General features: G+C 54.8%; 12 protein-coding genes. 1 reads left to right on the top strand and 11 read right to left on the bottom strand.

The features are described from left to right. Nucleotides 1-216: 216 nt before the first annotated feature. Genes mukB through cmoM form a run of 4 tightly spaced genes read right to left on the bottom strand, consistent with a single transcriptional unit; the run spans nucleotide 217 to nucleotide 7466 of the window. Nucleotides 217-4656, bottom strand: a complete 4440-nt coding sequence (gene mukB / locus CS369_RS09520; protein ID WP_196906887.1) for a chromosome partition protein MukB — start codon at nucleotides 4654-4656, stop codon at nucleotides 217-219. A 2-nt stretch (nucleotides 4657-4658) separates the two neighbouring features. Then, the gene (gene mukE / locus CS369_RS09515) at nucleotides 4659-5381 is read right to left on the bottom strand and encodes a chromosome partition protein MukE (protein WP_196906886.1); all 723 of its coding nucleotides are present in this window, start codon (nucleotides 5379-5381) and stop codon (nucleotides 4659-4661) included. Further along, nucleotides 5362-6684 carry a chromosome partition protein MukF gene (mukF, locus tag CS369_RS09510; RefSeq protein ID WP_196906885.1) on the bottom strand — a complete coding sequence of 441 codons (1323 nt, stop codon included), beginning with the start codon at nucleotides 6682-6684 and terminating at the stop codon, nucleotides 5362-5364. Before mukF ends, mukE begins: the two co-directional genes overlap by 20 nt. Next, nucleotides 6681-7466 (bottom strand): tRNA uridine 5-oxyacetic acid(34) methyltransferase CmoM, encoded by a 786-nt coding sequence (cmoM, locus tag CS369_RS09505; RefSeq protein WP_196906915.1) that lies wholly within the window; start codon nucleotides 7464-7466, stop codon nucleotides 6681-6683. The genes mukF and cmoM overlap by 4 nt, the downstream gene beginning before the upstream one ends. 188 nt (nucleotides 7467-7654) lie before the next feature. Between cmoM and elyC the strand changes: the two genes are divergently transcribed. Continuing rightward, nucleotides 7655-8443 carry an envelope biogenesis factor ElyC gene (gene elyC / locus CS369_RS09500; RefSeq protein WP_196906884.1) on the top strand — a complete coding sequence of 263 codons (789 nt, stop codon included), beginning with the start codon at nucleotides 7655-7657 and terminating at the stop codon, nucleotides 8441-8443. Here elyC and CS369_RS09495 read toward each other — a convergent pair. The 7 genes from CS369_RS09495 to CS369_RS23470 form a co-directional block, all read right to left on the bottom strand. After that, nucleotides 8402-9331 carry a YcbJ family phosphotransferase gene (locus CS369_RS09495; RefSeq protein WP_196906883.1) on the bottom strand — a complete coding sequence of 310 codons (930 nt, stop codon included), beginning with the start codon at nucleotides 9329-9331 and terminating at the stop codon, nucleotides 8402-8404. The genes elyC and CS369_RS09495 overlap by 42 nt on opposite strands. Before the next feature lie 307 nt (nucleotides 9332-9638). Next, nucleotides 9639-10385: a 3-deoxy-manno-octulosonate cytidylyltransferase gene (gene kdsB, locus CS369_RS09490; protein ID WP_196906882.1), complete on the bottom strand. Its 747-nt coding sequence runs from the start codon at nucleotides 10383-10385 to the stop codon at nucleotides 9639-9641. Further along, on the bottom strand, nucleotides 10382-10564 hold the full coding sequence (locus tag CS369_RS09485) for a Trm112 family protein (protein ID WP_196906881.1): 183 nt from the start codon (nucleotides 10562-10564) through the stop codon (nucleotides 10382-10384). The genes kdsB and CS369_RS09485 overlap by 4 nt, the downstream gene beginning before the upstream one ends. A 44-nt stretch (nucleotides 10565-10608) precedes the next feature. Then, the gene (gene lpxK, locus CS369_RS09480) at nucleotides 10609-11601 is read right to left on the bottom strand and encodes a tetraacyldisaccharide 4'-kinase (protein ID WP_196906880.1); all 993 of its coding nucleotides are present in this window, start codon (nucleotides 11599-11601) and stop codon (nucleotides 10609-10611) included. Beyond that, nucleotides 11598-13346, bottom strand: a complete 1749-nt coding sequence (gene msbA / locus CS369_RS09475; protein WP_196906879.1) for a lipid A ABC transporter ATP-binding protein/permease MsbA — start codon at nucleotides 13344-13346, stop codon at nucleotides 11598-11600. Before msbA ends, lpxK begins: the two co-directional genes overlap by 4 nt. A gap of 37 nt (nucleotides 13347-13383) precedes the next feature. Then, nucleotides 13384-15165 carry a DNA internalization-related competence protein ComEC/Rec2 gene (locus CS369_RS09470; RefSeq protein WP_244664919.1) on the bottom strand — a complete coding sequence of 594 codons (1782 nt, stop codon included), beginning with the start codon at nucleotides 15163-15165 and terminating at the stop codon, nucleotides 13384-13386. Next, nucleotides 15166-15663: a DUF4131 domain-containing protein gene (locus CS369_RS23470; protein WP_244664918.1), complete on the bottom strand. Its 498-nt coding sequence runs from the start codon at nucleotides 15661-15663 to the stop codon at nucleotides 15166-15168. Between the last annotated feature and the right edge of the window lie 145 nt (nucleotides 15664-15808).

Here is a 15808-nt window from a genome sequence, read left to right as displayed (position 1 = left end):
CAAAAAAAGAGGCCGTTTAACACGGCCTCTCAGACTGATGACTACGTCACGTCAACAACTTGTCATCCTCGACGTCCCTCTTGTCAACCTCGGCGAAAGCCGGAGATCTCTGAAAGAATAAACGCGTTTCTTCTGCACGAGATTCCCGCTTTCGCGGGAATGACGGTTTCAAGCAGGTCTGGCACAATTTCTGCACGTCATACCGTAAGCGTTCCGCTACGATGCCTGTACCTGCGGCGCTTCATTCTCACTGCCAAAACCTCGCAGTCCGACCACGTGCACATGCTCCTGATTCTGGAACACTTTACGCACCAGCTTATAGGTGGTGCCTTTTTCCGGACTGATGTTTTCCGGTGCAGCAATCACCAGTTGCATTTCCAACCGCTCGCACAGTTCGAATAACGTAGCGATGGATTTCGCATCCAGACGCGCAGCTTCATCGAGGAACAGCAAACGACACGGGATAATATCTTTGCTGCGCAAGCGTTTGGATTCATCTTCCCAGCTCTGTACCACCATCACCAGAATCGACATCCCGGTCCCGATCGCTTCACCGGTGGAAAGCGCGCCACTCTCTGCACGCAACCAGCCATCGGCACCGCGATTAACCTCCACCTCCATCTCAAGGTAGTTGCGGTAATCGAGCAACTCCTCACCGATGGTTTGCGGCGTGCGTTGCCCCATATCCACTTCAGGGTTGAGGCGCTGGTAAAGTTTTGCCAGCGCTTCCGAGAAGGTCAACCGGTTGCTGCTGAACAGATCCTGATGCATCTCTTGCTGTTCCGAGAGCACGTTGAGCAGCGTGGTGTGTGTTTCACGCACGTTGACGTTCAAGCGCACACTTTTCACCTGCCCAAACGCAACCGCCTGCAAGCCCTGGTTCAGCATGCGTATACGGTTTTGCTCACGCTGGATGGTTTTGCGAATAATGTTTGCCACGCTCTTGGAACTGATCGCCAGCGTTTTCTCACGCGCGGTCAGTTCTTCCGTCAGACGGTTGAGTTCAATTTCCATCTGCTCAATGGCTTCAACCGGATCATCAGTACGAATAATGTCCTGACGAATACGCTCACACAGATGCTGATAAACCGCGATATAGAACTGCACTTTGCGCTCAGGCCGCTTTGGATCTTCCGATGCGCGCAGCACGTCACGCAGATGTTCATTATCCGCAACCGCCAGTCGCAATGCCCCCAGCGCTTTATCCGACATGGAACGCAATTCGTCAGCGTCCATGTAGGCCAGTTCACGACGGTGTAAACGGCGCTCCATGCCATTGTCTTTCACCAGACGCATGACGGCACACCAGCCCGCTTTCGCGGTCACCACCTGTTCGCGCATCTGGTGATAATCACGTTCCACTTTGCGCAATTTTTTCTGCAAGCCATCCATTTCCGCTTCACAGAAGGTAATCTGCTTCTCCAACTGATTACGGCGCGTACGGTTGGCATTCAAGGCGGCATGCAATTCATCACGGCGAGTGCGGGCGCTAGCCTCTGCATCCGCATCCGCGCGCACGCCGATCTCCTGCAACTCCTGAATAAGCTCTTTGTGCATTTCATTTTTGGCGTCATGCGCACTGCGCAACGAAGCCTGCACCTGGCTGTACTGCGTTAACTGCGCCTGCTGCTGACGCAATTGTTCACGCGAACGGGTACGCTCGGTTTCTGCCTGATCCAACCGTTGGCGCAATTTGTCATTCAAATCGGCATTTTCCCCCAGCATGTCCGCTGAGTCGCTATAGCTGAAATGAGGACGCCGTTGCACCACTTCCGTTAAGGCAAACGCCTGCTGTTTCGCCTGACGCTGTGCACTTTGCGCCTGGGTGTACTGTGCTCGTAGCTGTTCATGCTGCTGTGGATCGCTTTGCAGCACCGCCACCAGCGGCTCCAGTTTCACCAACAACGCACCGTGCTGCGTAATAAAATGCGCGGACTCTTCTGCGGCATCCAGTTCGTCGCGAATCTCCTCGATCCGGTCGTGTAAGGTATCATCACACAGCAGGCTGACGCGTGGGATCAGGCGATTCAGCAATGAAACACACTCTTTAACCTGGTCGTATTGCTGACGTTGCTGCTGGTTTTCAGCGTCAAAATTGTTGATGGCACGGTCCAACTCGCCGCGACGCGAGCTCAAGGGACGCAGCGCCGCCTCAGGATCGTCATCGAACGCAATAGCCAGATGAGAACCGATAAAACGGCTGAAGGCTTGATGCAAACGCTGCGTCTTCTGCACGTCAAACGACAGCGTGGCGTACTGCTCTGCCAGCGCTTCACGTTCGTCGCGCAGACTCTCCAGCCGGTTTTCGCGCGCCGCGCGACCAAACAACGGCACTTCAGGGAAACGTGAATAGCGCCACTGGCGATCGGCGATTTTAACCACCACCGCTTTTTGTAACTCTTCTACTGCAAAGACGCTGTCATCGAACGATTGCGGATCCCCTTCGATCAGATAGAGATCTTCCGGACAGTCCTCCAACCCTTCAAGCTGCTCACGCACCAGCGACAGATCGGCCACAACGATACCATGGCGTGATGGCCCGTAGAGCGCGGAGTAGTACGGCGCATCGTCGAGCGTCACGTCATCATAAATTTCGGACAGCAACACGCCGCCAAAGCGTTCTACCAGCGCCGCCATACGCGTATCTTCCGCACCACCTGGCTGACTTAACCGCTCGATTTGATCGTCGATGTGACGTTTGCGCGCCGCTACCTCATCACGCTCGACCGTGATTTCACGCTCGCGCTCCAGCAGTTGCTGCAAATGCTCGGTCACTTCCTGACCATCAGCAAAGGTTGCCCCGCTCTGTTCACTTAATTGCGTCAAGGCTTCCTGCGCAGCCAGCCACACCGGTGCACGCGCGGTTAATGTCTGGATTTGTTGCTGGGTCTGCTCCAGCTCCTGACGCAGCGCCAAACGACGCTCCCCGGCTTCCGCGACCAGCGCAGAGAGGGTTTCAATCTTCAGCTCCAGTTCCTGCTGCAAGCTGTCCAACTCTTCCGGCTCACAGGGCTGACCATAGCGTTTGCCAAACTCTTGCAGCAGACGTTCCGCTTCTTGCTGCTCGCGCAGGCGCTGTTCCAGTTCGGTCAGACGACCACGCAAAGGATGCACACGTTCTGCCTGATAGCGCTGCGAGGTGATGTCGCGCAGTACATCACGCGCCGCTTGCCAGGCTTCGCTGCGCGAAACGTTACCCACAATCTTGCAGACTAGCTGATAGGCTTGTTCAAACTGGTTATGTGCCGCATCGGAAACGCTCAGGGTTTGTTCCAGTTGCAGCAACAGCTCGGTCGCCTCCTGCTCCCGCGCGTGGAAGGTTTTCAGCCACTCATCGGCGTTATCCGCCGTTAAGTCCGGCAACTGGCAGAGCGAGCGAGCCCGCTCCAATGCCTGTTGCGCCTGCTGGTACTGGATCGCACGGGTCTGCTGCACGTCCAGCGCCTGCTGGTAGTCGGCGAGCTGGCTTTTCAGTTCATCCACTTCCTGCTCGGCAGCCTGGGCGCGCGCGTCGTTCTCTTCGAGCTGCTCGCGCTCTTCTTCTACCACGATGTCCTGCTCTTCCAAACGTGAACGCAGTTCTTCCAGATCGGCGTCGTAACGCTCAATCTTTTCCTGCTGACGCAACGCCGTTTGCACCAGATTAAGGTGGTCGCTGGCAGCCTGGTGATCGGTTTCCAAATCGCTTTCGGCGTCCGTTTGTTCCGCCAACTCACGCGCCATTTTCACATGGCGGTACTGCTCATGCACCAACTGCTTGCGGCAACCAAACAGGTCATGACGCAGCGCCAGCGCACCATCCAAATGCACCCGTCGCTCATTGGCATGGCGCATATAGTCAGCAGCCACGTAGGAAGTGGCTTCTGAAATCAGGTGTTTGAATAGATCGCGATCCGATTGCGTCACCCGGATGGCTTCCAATGTCATACGGTTTTCACGCAGTGCCGCTTCCATGTCCTGGAACGCCTTGCGCACCCCGCTATTTTCCGGCAGCAAGTAATCACGCAGCGATCGGGTGATGGCACTGGAGATCCCGCCGTACAGAGAGGCTTCGATTAGACGATAGAATTTACTGCGATCGGAAGCAGAGCGTAACCGACGAGGCACCACGCCCAAATCAAACATCAGCGCATGGTAATCGGTAATGGAGTTGAACTGTTTGAACAGCACGCCCTCCATCTCTTCCACACGATCTTTCAGTTCTTGCAACGTCAACACCCGAACCTGGCGTTCGCCCAATGACTGGGTCAGCACCTGCGTCGGCTGCAACGTGGTGGGCAATCCTTGAATGGCAAAGGGTTTGATATCGACCTTTTTATCGCGCCCGGCGACCTGTTGCAGGCGCACCCCGACCAACACGCGCTGATGGCGGGAATTGACGACATCCAACGTAGCATAACACACGCCGGCGCGCAGCTTGCCGTGCAGCCCTTTATCGCGCGAGCCGCTGGTGGCCCCTGCCTCGGTAGTGTTACGAAAATGCAGCAGCGTCAAATCGGGGATCAGCGCGGTGATAAAGGCCGCCATCGTCGTCGATTTCCCCGCGCCGTTACCGCCGGACAGAGTGGTAACCAGTTCGTCCAAATCGAACGTCCGGGCAAAAAAACCGTTCCAGTTGACCAGCGTCAGTGAGCGAAATTTACCGCGTTCAATCATTGTTATTCTTCCTCTCCACTCTCTGCCGCATTGTCTTGCACGCTGTCACCCTCTTCGACCTCATCGTTCAACGACAGGCCGCTGTCTAACGGCAGTGCTTCGCCATCACGGATAATGCGCAACTGTGCTTCACGCGCATCATCGCCGCTGCGCACGTCGGCACCGAAACGGAACGCCGCTTCGGTGATACGGAATTTGCTGCTGTCGTTGCCCATGAAGTAGACCATCCCCAAGCGCCGCAGGCGATTCAACGAGGTTCTGACCTTTTCCTGCAATTTCTGCCGATCCAGATCCGAGCCGGTTGAACGCTGGTTGACCAACTTCAGCAACTTGTTTTCATCGGCCAGACTCAACAGCTCTTCATAAAGTTCCTGCTGAGTGAAAATGCCCTCTTGCGCCAGTCGTTCGGGACTGAGGTAGAGATAGCAGAGAATTTTTCCCACCATCATGTCCAACTCGGACAGCACCGAACGCGGGATCAGGGTGGTCGATCGCGGTCGCAGATAGAAGAAACCTTCCGGCGCGCGGATCAGTTCCACGTTATAGCGTGCGTAGAACTCCTCCAACACGTCCTGAAAATCCATCAGGTAAGCATGGTTCTCCAGCTCTTCCACGCCGATATGTCGCCCCGCACGCAGTTGGCTGTCGAGCGCGGGAAACAGGGTATTGGCTAACGCCGTTGCCAGTTTAGCTGGCATGATTTTATCAATAGTTGTCGATGACATGGGCCTGTACCTTGGCTCCGTAATCATTGATTGACTGCCATAGCGCAGGCAATCCGATGAAATCCGCTTCGGCCACACCCAGACGCACCGCCTGGTCGACCACGATTCGTGCCACATCAAAATGCTGCGCCCGGGGATAGTGACTTAGGTAATCGCGTACCACATCCGCCAGGTTGAGTGGGATGCGCTTGGTTTTATATTTTTGCAGCGCCGCTTCTATCAGCGCGGCGATCTGTTCGCGCATTTCGCTGAATTCTTCATACTCCAGCTCCGGCGGTAATTCGCCCGTCACTTCATCACTGCGCAGCGCCAGCTCTTCATCGCGCATGTCCAGCAGACGATCGGCATTGGCAAAGGTCAACGCCCAGGGCTGGTCAAAATAATTTTGCACCGACTGGCGCAGGCGCTGAGCGAATACCCGGTTTTTATCCATATCAATGGCGGTACGGATAAACTTGTGGACGTGCCTGTCATAGCCAATCCACAGATCGATAGTTTGCTGTCCCCAACTGATGATGCGGTCAAGCTTGGCTTGCAAATCGAACACCAGTTTATCGACAAACTCGAGCTCAGGATGCTGCATCGTCGCTTCCTGGATCTGCAACAAGCTGGTTTGCAACTTATCGCCCGCCGCTTCCAACGTGTCCTGCAATTCACGCAGGATGCCGGACGTTTCTGTCAGCAAATGCTCACAGCTGGAGATGGCGGCGCGCCAATCTTGCGTCAGCAGCGCGGCGATATCATCTTTCACCCCCTGCTGCTGCTCGTCCATCACGCTCTGAGAAAGATCGATACTGTCAAAAATTTCCGCCACCGAATATTTAAGCGGCGCGAATACATTACGGTGCCAGTGGAACTCATCGCCTCCCTCTTCTGCGGCCTCAGCTGCGCGCAACAGTTCCTGCGCCACAATAGAGAGTTGCATAGACAGGCGCAGCGTCGAAAATTCGCGCTGGCGGATGTAATAGTCGGTGATGCCAATACCAAGCGGCGTCAGCCGGTAGATGGCATTGCCATCCGCCATTTCACTGACAAAGCGATTCACCAAACGCTGGCGCACCAAATCGTTGATGGCGTTATTGGCACGCATTGCCACGGTTTCATGGGTTTGTTCAAATCCCTTGCTGACGTGACGAAAGGCATCCACCAGTTCCCCTTCGCTCATTTCGCCATCCATCCGCTCGCCGTTCAGCGTGGCGATCGCCAGCAGAAACGCCAAGCGTTCGGTGGGGAGTGACAGGGAAAAATCATTTTTTCGCGCCCAGGCAACCAGTTCCGGCACTGTCTGGGAAAAATCACTCATAGTGCATCCTTTATAGGGCGTTTACGCGCCATGACATGAATATAGCGTCCCAGGCTAACAAAAGGCTCCTGGCGACAATAGCGCTGTTCCAACGCTAACAATTCCTCGAAATTATCGATTTGTTGCTGCTTGTTCTGCAAGTAGTCATGAAACACCCGTACACCGGTCTTTTCTTCAATCGTCATCCCCAACGCATCGAGCCAGCCATAAACCTGCTGGGGATCGAGGGGATGATCCGGCGACAGCGAACGTCGTTTGCGCTTTGGCATACCGGCTTGCACATAGGCAAAATTACCCAGCACCACATTACGCAGCAAAAGTGCATGATGATTATAAAACATCAGCGAAAAAGCACCGTCAGGTGCCAGACAATCCGTTAACGTCCGCAATATCGCCTGCGGATCGGCTACCCATTCCAGCACCGCATGGAACAAGATTAAATCGGCCGGATGCGCCACATGATCCGCAATATCCTGCGCGGCACAGTGAACGAAACGCATATTATCGGCTACGCCCTGTTCCTGAGCGATGCTGCTGGCGCGGTGAATCATCTCATCTGAAACATCGCACAACAAGACCTGATGTCCTAAAGCCGCCAACCGGCAGGCCATGTGCCCTTCACCACCGCCCGCATCAAGAATCCGCAAAAGCCGGTCAGGCAATGTTTTCAGCAACGCATCCAGATCCTGCCACAGCATCGCCTGACGCACCTGGCCTTTGGTGGTGCCATAGATATTACGGGCAAATTTTTCGGCGATATTGTTAAAATTGCGATCTTGCATTGCGCTGCGTTCCACGTCATCGTTAGGGCGATCGTGAGGCACGGAGTGCCCTCATATACCCGGTATTCGGGTATAACGCCATATTTCCTTCAACCTGTTATTCTGGCACAGGCGGCACGAGAATAAACCGCCTGACCGCACGATATTTTGCCGGATGCCGTTTTTTCACCCAAAGGGAACCTGATTTCATGCTGTTTACCCTAAAAAAAGTCGTTGGCGGATTGCTGCAACCGCTCCCGTTACTGCTGGTGTTGATGGGCGTTGGTCTGACGCTGCTGTGGTTCTCGCGCTGGCAACGAGGGGGAAAAGCCGTTATTTCCTGCGCCTGGCTGGCGTTATTGCTGCTGAGTGTGCAACCCATCGCCGATAAGCTGCTGCTGCCGTTGGAAAACCACTACGCGACCTGGCAGGCAAGTGCAGCACCAGTTCCGTATATCGTGGTGCTGGGCGGCGGCTATACCTACAATCCGGCGTGGGCACCGAGCGCCAATTTAATCGGCAACAGCCTGTCACGGGTGACCGAAGGCGTGCGTCTTTATCATGCCAATTCCGGCGCAAAACTGATTTTCACTGGCGCAGCCGCGCAGGGAAATCCGATGACCAGCGCACAAACCGCTGAGTTGGTCGCGGAGAGTCTGGGGATTCCGCGCGAGGATATCATCACGCTGGATACGCCGCGCGACACAGAAGAAGAAGCCGCGGGCACGGCAGCCCTTATCGGGCAACAGCCTTTTCTGTTAGTGACGTCAGCCAGTCATCTGCCGCGAGCCATGGTGTTCTTCCAGGCGCAAGGGCTGCATCCTATACCGGCCCCCGCCAATCAGTTGGCCATAACCAGCGCGCTCAATCCGTGGGAAAAAATATTCCCTTCAGCGTTTTATCTGTCTCATAGTGAACGCGCCTGGTATGAGACCCTGGGCTTACTGTGGCAAAGGTTAAAAGGCAGCGAAACGCCGCCAGAAGCGGCATCGCACTGAGAGGTCTATTCCCAATTCGCGCGTGGCACGTTCGAACAGCGCGCGATCCAATTGTCCGGTGTGAAGGTAGCGGGAAACCGCTTCCCAAATGACGTAAAGCCAGCGACGATAGACAAAATTTTCCGCCAACGGTGCTTTTTGCAGGTAGCGATAGAGTAACGCTTCCGACATGCCCGGCTCGCACAGGCGAAACATGTCATATTCTCTGGGAGCCCACAACATCATGCCGAGGTTGATCATCGCCAGCAATTGATCGCTGCGCGGGTCTTTGAGCATACTACGCAGCGATAAATTACCGTGCACCAATACACAATCGTCATCAAAATCATCAAACAAGGCATCAAAACACTGGCGCGAGCGGTACAACACGCTGCGATCTTCCTGCGTAAGTAACGGTGCACCTACATTCAATAACGTTGACCAAAGCACCTCCAGCCGCTGTTCATACCAACTGAGCCAATCGTTATCCTGCGTGCTATCCACGCTACCCACACAGCCTTGCCTGTCGATGCGGTGCCAGAGCAGCACGCTTTCAACCACATGATCCATCAGCGATGTCCAACGCTCGGGGGTGCGCGTTGGCGCTTCGACTGATACACCGCACAGGCGCTCAATCAACAGCAGTTCTTTGTAGGGGGCTTCCTGAGTGATCACCACACCGTATACCGTCGGCAAGCGTACATCCCCCTCGCGCGCCAGCATGGAAAGCTTGTACGCTTCTTGCTGCGCAATGCCCTGACAAACATAGCTTTTCGCCAACAGCGGCATGGCGTTGCCGTTATTGTCATACAGGGCGTATAAGTGTGCGTAGGGTTGCTCACTGATGCGTTCGAGCCGGCTTAATTTTTCCCCCAACACCGTGCTTAATTCAGCCTTCAAATGTTCCATACGTTGCTAAACCTCGCTCCTGCTTCAGGATCCCGCGTGTCATCATGCGGTGGACCGCCGTCAATTTTTTCAATATAGATCAAATAAAGTGCCATCGGCAGGCGGTATACCAGTTTTGGCGCAAGGCGAGAGGTGATGTAACAAGCAAGTGGGAGATGAGATAAAAAAGTCACTTTACCCCTCGTCATCCTCGGCGAAAGCCTGGGATCTCTGACAGAAGATACGCGTCTAGCCTGTAGGAGATTCCCGCTTACGCGGGAATGACGGAGTGTAGGCGGGAATGACGGTGGGAGCGTAGTAGCGAACGTTACAGCATCGCCGCACGCACGCGCTGTAAATCTTCTGGCGTATCTACGCCGACGCTGGGCACAGCCTGCGCTACCGCGACATGGATTTTCTCGCCGTACCACAGCACGCGCAACTGTTCGAGCAGTTCGATCTGCTCCAGGCTACTGGGCTGCCAGGTCACATAACGACGGATAAAACCTGCGCGATAAGCGTAGATGCCAATATGGCGTAAGAAATGGTCGCCAATCGTCTCCTTGTTTTGAGCAAAACGCTCGCGATCCCAGGGAATGGTGGCGCGGGAAAAATAGAGCGAATAGCCCTGCGCATCCATCACCACTTTTACCGCATTGGGGTTAAACGCCTCTTCTGCAGTGGTGATAGGTACGGCTAAAGTCGCCATCCCGGCCTGACACACGGCCAGATTATCCGCCACCTGACGAATAATCACCGAAGGAATCAAAGGTTCATCCCCTTGGACGTTAACGATGATTTCATCATCCGGGAATTGGTAACGTTCGATAACCACTGCCAAACGTTCCGTACCAGAATGGTGATCGGGGCTGGTCAGACACACTTCCCCGCCAGCCAGTTCCACCGCACGTTGAACGTCAGGATGATCCGTCGCGACAATAACACGGCTGGCACCGGATTCCAGGGCGCGTTCCATCACATGCACCACCATCGGCTTACCGTTGATATCCGCCAGAGGCTTTCCCGGTAAGCGCGTTGAGGCATAGCGCGCAGGTATGATCGCAGTAAAACTCATTGTGTTATCTCATCGGCGGGAATTTTGCGCGCTTCGTTTTCCAGCAGGACCGGAATACCATCACGCACCGGATAGGCCAAAGCATCCGCTTTACAAATCAGTTCCAGCTTCTCTTTATTGTAGTACAACCGTCCGTTGCATACCGGACAGGCAACGATCTCGAGTAAACGTTGATCCATGCATCCTCCATTAAAGGTGCTTACAAACAAAATGGGTAGCCACGTTACGCGCGCGGTGAAGGCAACAGTGACGTTATCTTATCCAGCAATAGCGATGCTCCAGGCTCGGCAAGTTGCGCATCTACCGGCAGGTACCACCAGTTAGCCTGGGCGAAGGCGCGGCATTTCACCGCATCTTTTTCCGTCATCAGCAATGGCTGCTGATTATCCTCGGTCAGCGCTTGAATGGCTTCTTGCAAATATGTTTGGTGATCGGCAAACGTGACTTCGCGCACAACGTTCACGCCTTGAGCCCGTAGCGTGGCAAAAAATCGGGGTGGATGACCAATGCCTGCCATGGCGACACTTCCTGTCAAGGTCGCCACCGGGCAGGTTTCACCTGTGAGTACATTAATCGCGTCACCCGGTTGCAAATGCATAGCAATTTCGCCGGACTGGGATGCGCCACCGTTAACCACAATGGCATCCACGCTACGCAAACGATCAGCCCGTTCGCGCATTGGCCCGGCGGGCAGCCACCAGCCGTTACCAAAACGATGCTCACCGTCCACCACCACAATCTCGATATCCCGCGCCAGCGCATAGTGCTGCAAACCGTCATCGGTGACAATCACATCAAGCGGCTGACGCGCCAGTAGCACTTCAATGGCATCGCGCCGCACAGGGGATACCGCCACCGCAGCGCCCGTGCGCTGGTAAATCAGTACTGGCTCATCTCCCGCTTGCACCGTAGACACCGAGGCATCCACCACCAGCGGATAGCGCTCCGCCTTGCCACCGTAGCCACGCGATACCACGCCAACGCGACACCCTTGACGTTGCAGTTGTTCCACCAGCCAGACCACCAGCGGCGTTTTACCATTTCCACCGGCGGTCAGGTTACCCACAACCGCTACCGGGATAGGTGCGCGCCAGACACGACGCCAGCCAGCACGGTAGCTATAGCGGATAACTACCGTTATCAGTCCGTACAACATCGCCAAAGGGATTAGCAGCCAGTAGAGCCGCGATGTACCAGACCAGATGAGCGCTATCATTCGCCAAACTGCATTTTATGCAACTGTGCGTAAGCGCCATTTTTCGCCAGCAGCTCCGCGTGCGGCCCACGTTCAATAATCTGCCCATCCTCAACGACCAGAATCTCATCAGCACTCTCGATGGTAGACAAACGGTGCGCAATCACCAACGCAGTACGATCTTTTTGCAGCTCATCCAGCGCAGCCTGAATCGCTCGTTCTGATTCGGTATCCAGTGCTGACGTGGCTTCATCCAGCACCAGAATCGGACAATCACGCAGTAATGCGCGTGCAATGGCGATACGCTGACGTTGCCCGCCAGAGAGCAATGCGCCATTTTCACCGATAATCGTATCCAGTCCGTTATCCATTTTGCTAATAAAGTCCATCGCATGGGCCATTTTGGCTGCGCGCTCGATGCCTTCTCGCGAGTAGCGATCGCCGCAGGCATACGAGATATTATTAGCAATGGTGTCGTTAAACAGGTGCACGTGTTGCGACACTAACGCGACCTGACGACGCAGTGATGAGAGTGTATAGTCGCGCAGGTCATGCCCATCCAACAGAATCTCGCCGGATTGAATGTCGTAAAAACGCGTGATCAGGTTGGCGATGGTGGACTTGCCGGAACCCGAACGCCCAACCAACGCCACCGTTTTACCCGGAGGAATGTGCAGGCTGACATTCCCCAGTGCCAATGTCTCTTTGGTCGGATAGGCAAAACTGACGTTGCGGAATTCCAAATCACCTTCGGCCCTTTCCAGCACTCGTGTACCTTCGTCTTTCTCCTGCTCCATATCCAGAATGGCAAACAGCGTTTGGCAGGCTGCCATGCCGCGTTGAAACTGGACATTGACGTTAGTTAACGATTTAAGCGGACGCATCAGGGCGATCATTGAGGAGAACACCACGGTAATGGTGCCAGCCGTTAGCGTATCCATCACACTCGGGAAGCTGGCAGCATAAAGCACAAATGCCAGCGCCACAGACGCAATCAACTGGATAATCGGATCAGAAATCGCTGACGCCGACACCATTTTCATGCCTTGGGTACGGATTCGGTTACTGACTTTATCGAAACGCGCCACTTCAACGTCCTGACCGCCGAAAATCAGCACTTCTTTATGGCCTTTCAGCATCTGCTCGGCGCTGGCCGTCACCTGCCCCATGGTGTTCTGAATATTTTTGCTGATATTACGAAAGCGTTTAGATACCACGCGGATCGCAATAGCCACGATGGGAGAGATAACAATCAGGATAATAGACAGTTGCCAACTGTAGTAAAACATCAGCACAAACAGACCGATAATCGATGCACCTTCACGCACCAACGTAATCAACGCGCCGGATGATGACGAAGCCACCTGTTCAGAATCATAGGTAATGCGAGAGAGCAGCGTTCCCGTTGATTGCTGATCGAAGAAGCCTACGGGCATGCCCATAATGTGGCTGAACAAGCGACGGCGCATATTCATGACCACCTTGCCCGATACCCAAGAGACGCAGTAGGCGGACACATAACCGGTTACCCCGCGTACCAGCATCAGGCCCATCACCACCAGTGGCATCCACAGCAGAATGCTGCGATCGGTTTTCCCAAACCCTTCATCCAGCAAAGGCTTCAACAGCGAGAGCATCAGCGTGTCACCCGCCGCATTGATGATAAGCGCAATTGCCGCCGCGGCTAAGCCCGCCTTAAAGGGAGAAATCATCGGCCACAAGCGACGGAAGGTCTGCCAGGTGGAGAGGTCTTTATCATTCAGCATGCAATAAACCTGAATTATTTATAAATAGCCGCTTATTCTACTCACTATCGCGCTTTACGCCAAACCACTGATGATACCAAAACGGCAATAGCCGCTCACGATAGGGTAAAACCTGCCAGCGTTCGTTGAAAAAACGTACACTGATTTGTCCTGACTGCGCCGTATCGACCCAATGATGCCCCACTTGGCGATAACGTGCGATTACCGCAGCAGACGGCAGACGCCACGGATTATAGCGTCCGGTAGAGGCAAGCGCATACCGGGGATTCACCGCGCGTAAAAACGGCGCACTGGATGAGGTCTTACTGCCGTGGTGGGGAATTTGTAACAAATCAGCAGCCAGTTCGTCTCGCAGTGCGCTCTCAAGGCGTCTTTCTGCTTTTATTTCAATATCTCCGGTCAATAACACGCGGTATTTACCATCATCGATACGCACCACGCAGGAATCATCGTTGCCTGCATGCGCCACCAGCTTCGGCGGCCACAATACCGTAAACCTCAACCCTCGCCACTGCCAGTTTTCCCCCTGGATGCAAGCGCGATGACCCGGCTCGGTAAACGGGCTGTAGACAGTGAGCGCCGGGTACGTCTGCAACAAAAAACCCAGTCCACCAATGTGATCCTGATGGCTGTGACTGATAATCACCGCCTCGGGCGTGGTGCCGCGCCAGCGTAAATAGGGCAAAATATCGTACTGCGCCATGTCTCCGCCCAGCCACTGGCTGCCGGTATCAAACAGGACAGCATGCCCCTCCTGCTCGATAACAATGGCTAATCCGTGCCCCACATCCAGCATATCTACTCGCCACTTCGGTTGCGGAACTGCCTCCCGTTGCAGCACCAGATACAGCACTAACGCCGCTACGCTGGCAGGATAAACGCGCCACCAGCCAAAGCGCCAGATAATGACACCGCACCACCCCAGCAGGCTCCAGGCAAGGTAATGTTCGTCAATCGTTATCCAACCGCGTTGCAGCGGCTTGAGCACCATGAACACCACATCCAACGATCGATCCGCCAGCCACCAGGTTCTGTAACTTAACGGGGGGAACGACGCCAGCGGCAGTGCCAACAACACCAAGGGTGTCGTAACAAAAGAAACCAGCGGCACGGCCCAGATATTAGCCGGTAATGATGTCAGGCTGATGCCCTTAAATATGCCCCATTGCAACGACAGCAGCAGTAAGGTTATGCCACATTGCAAATGTACCACACGCAGTAGAGCCCATTGCCCCCCTTGTCGTAAACCATAAGGCAACGGAGCCCATTGAAACCAAAAAATCAGTCCGGCAACGGCGACACAAGAGAGCCAAAAGCTGTTGGACAGTACCATCATTGGCTCACTAAGAAACACTAAGGCGACACACCACAACCACACTTGCCAGGATGTGCAGGTGACACCCCACCAGCGAATCAGCGTCCAGACGCTAAAAGCCAGTGCGGCCCGGATCGCCGGAGGGTTCTCGCCCGCTAACCATGCATAGCTCCAAGCCAGAAGCACTCCGACCAACAGCGGTAACGACGGTACGATCCAACGCAACGGTAACAAGCGTTGCACCGCGCGCATCAGTCCCCAACCGAACAGGGCAGCCAAAACGATATGCAATCCAGAAATCACCATCAGATGCATGGTGCCCGTCTGCTGTAATACCGCACTGGCTTCAGGCGTTAACGTTTTCATTACGCCAAACACCAACGCCAGCAAAATGGCATGCCAACGTAGCGAACTGGCGTGCTGTTCAACCTGTGTTAACAGACGCTGACGCGCACCGCATGCTAGCGTAATCGGCGTTGCGCGCAGCACGCGCGCCGACGCCAACTATCGCTTGGCAATCCCCCAGCGTTGCCGGTCAAATCCCCCCTGATTTAACCGACTATGCAACGGACGAAAGCGGGCGCGAATCGACCAACGCTGCCCACCGCACCATGCCTCCATCGCATTAGGCAACGTGAGCGTGGCGTAAAACGCCGGGAAAATCCATCGGCCTTGCAGCTTTTCAACCTGAACCAGAATCTGTTGATCCTGATGACCGGAGATGCGCATCTCAACAATCTTCACCTCAGCGCTCAGTGTTTTGCCATCAATGTCGGCCATTGTCATTAGCATGGAACGGGCATCAAGCAGCGCGAGCGCCAAACAGAGAAAGAAGAGACTCAACACACGTACTATTTTGGGGAGGCTGGTTGCCAGCAGTAGCGTCGATATCATCAGCACAGTGACTGAGGCCCAGCGCGGTGGTATCTGCGACAACCACAGCAGAGGCAGTGTTCCCGCAATAACAGCACATGACGCCAGGCTAAACGACATTCTCGCCATCGATGCCCCCTTTAGTATTCAGCAGCCCGCAGAGTGACCGGTTACGGTGAAAGGGAACAGCCCTATACCACAGCGTTGCAGCGGGATTCGCACAGGATGACGTAACGTTTCATAGCGAAGTGGAAGGTGTGAAGCGCGATCGCAA

The organism is Candidatus Symbiopectobacterium sp. 'North America' (genome assembly GCF_015762685.1).
In the GTDB taxonomy this organism is placed as follows: Bacteria; Pseudomonadota; Gammaproteobacteria; order Enterobacterales; family Enterobacteriaceae; genus Symbiopectobacterium.
The sequence above is the reverse complement of the archived record's forward strand: the minus strand, read 5'-3'. Positions and strand labels throughout refer to the sequence as shown.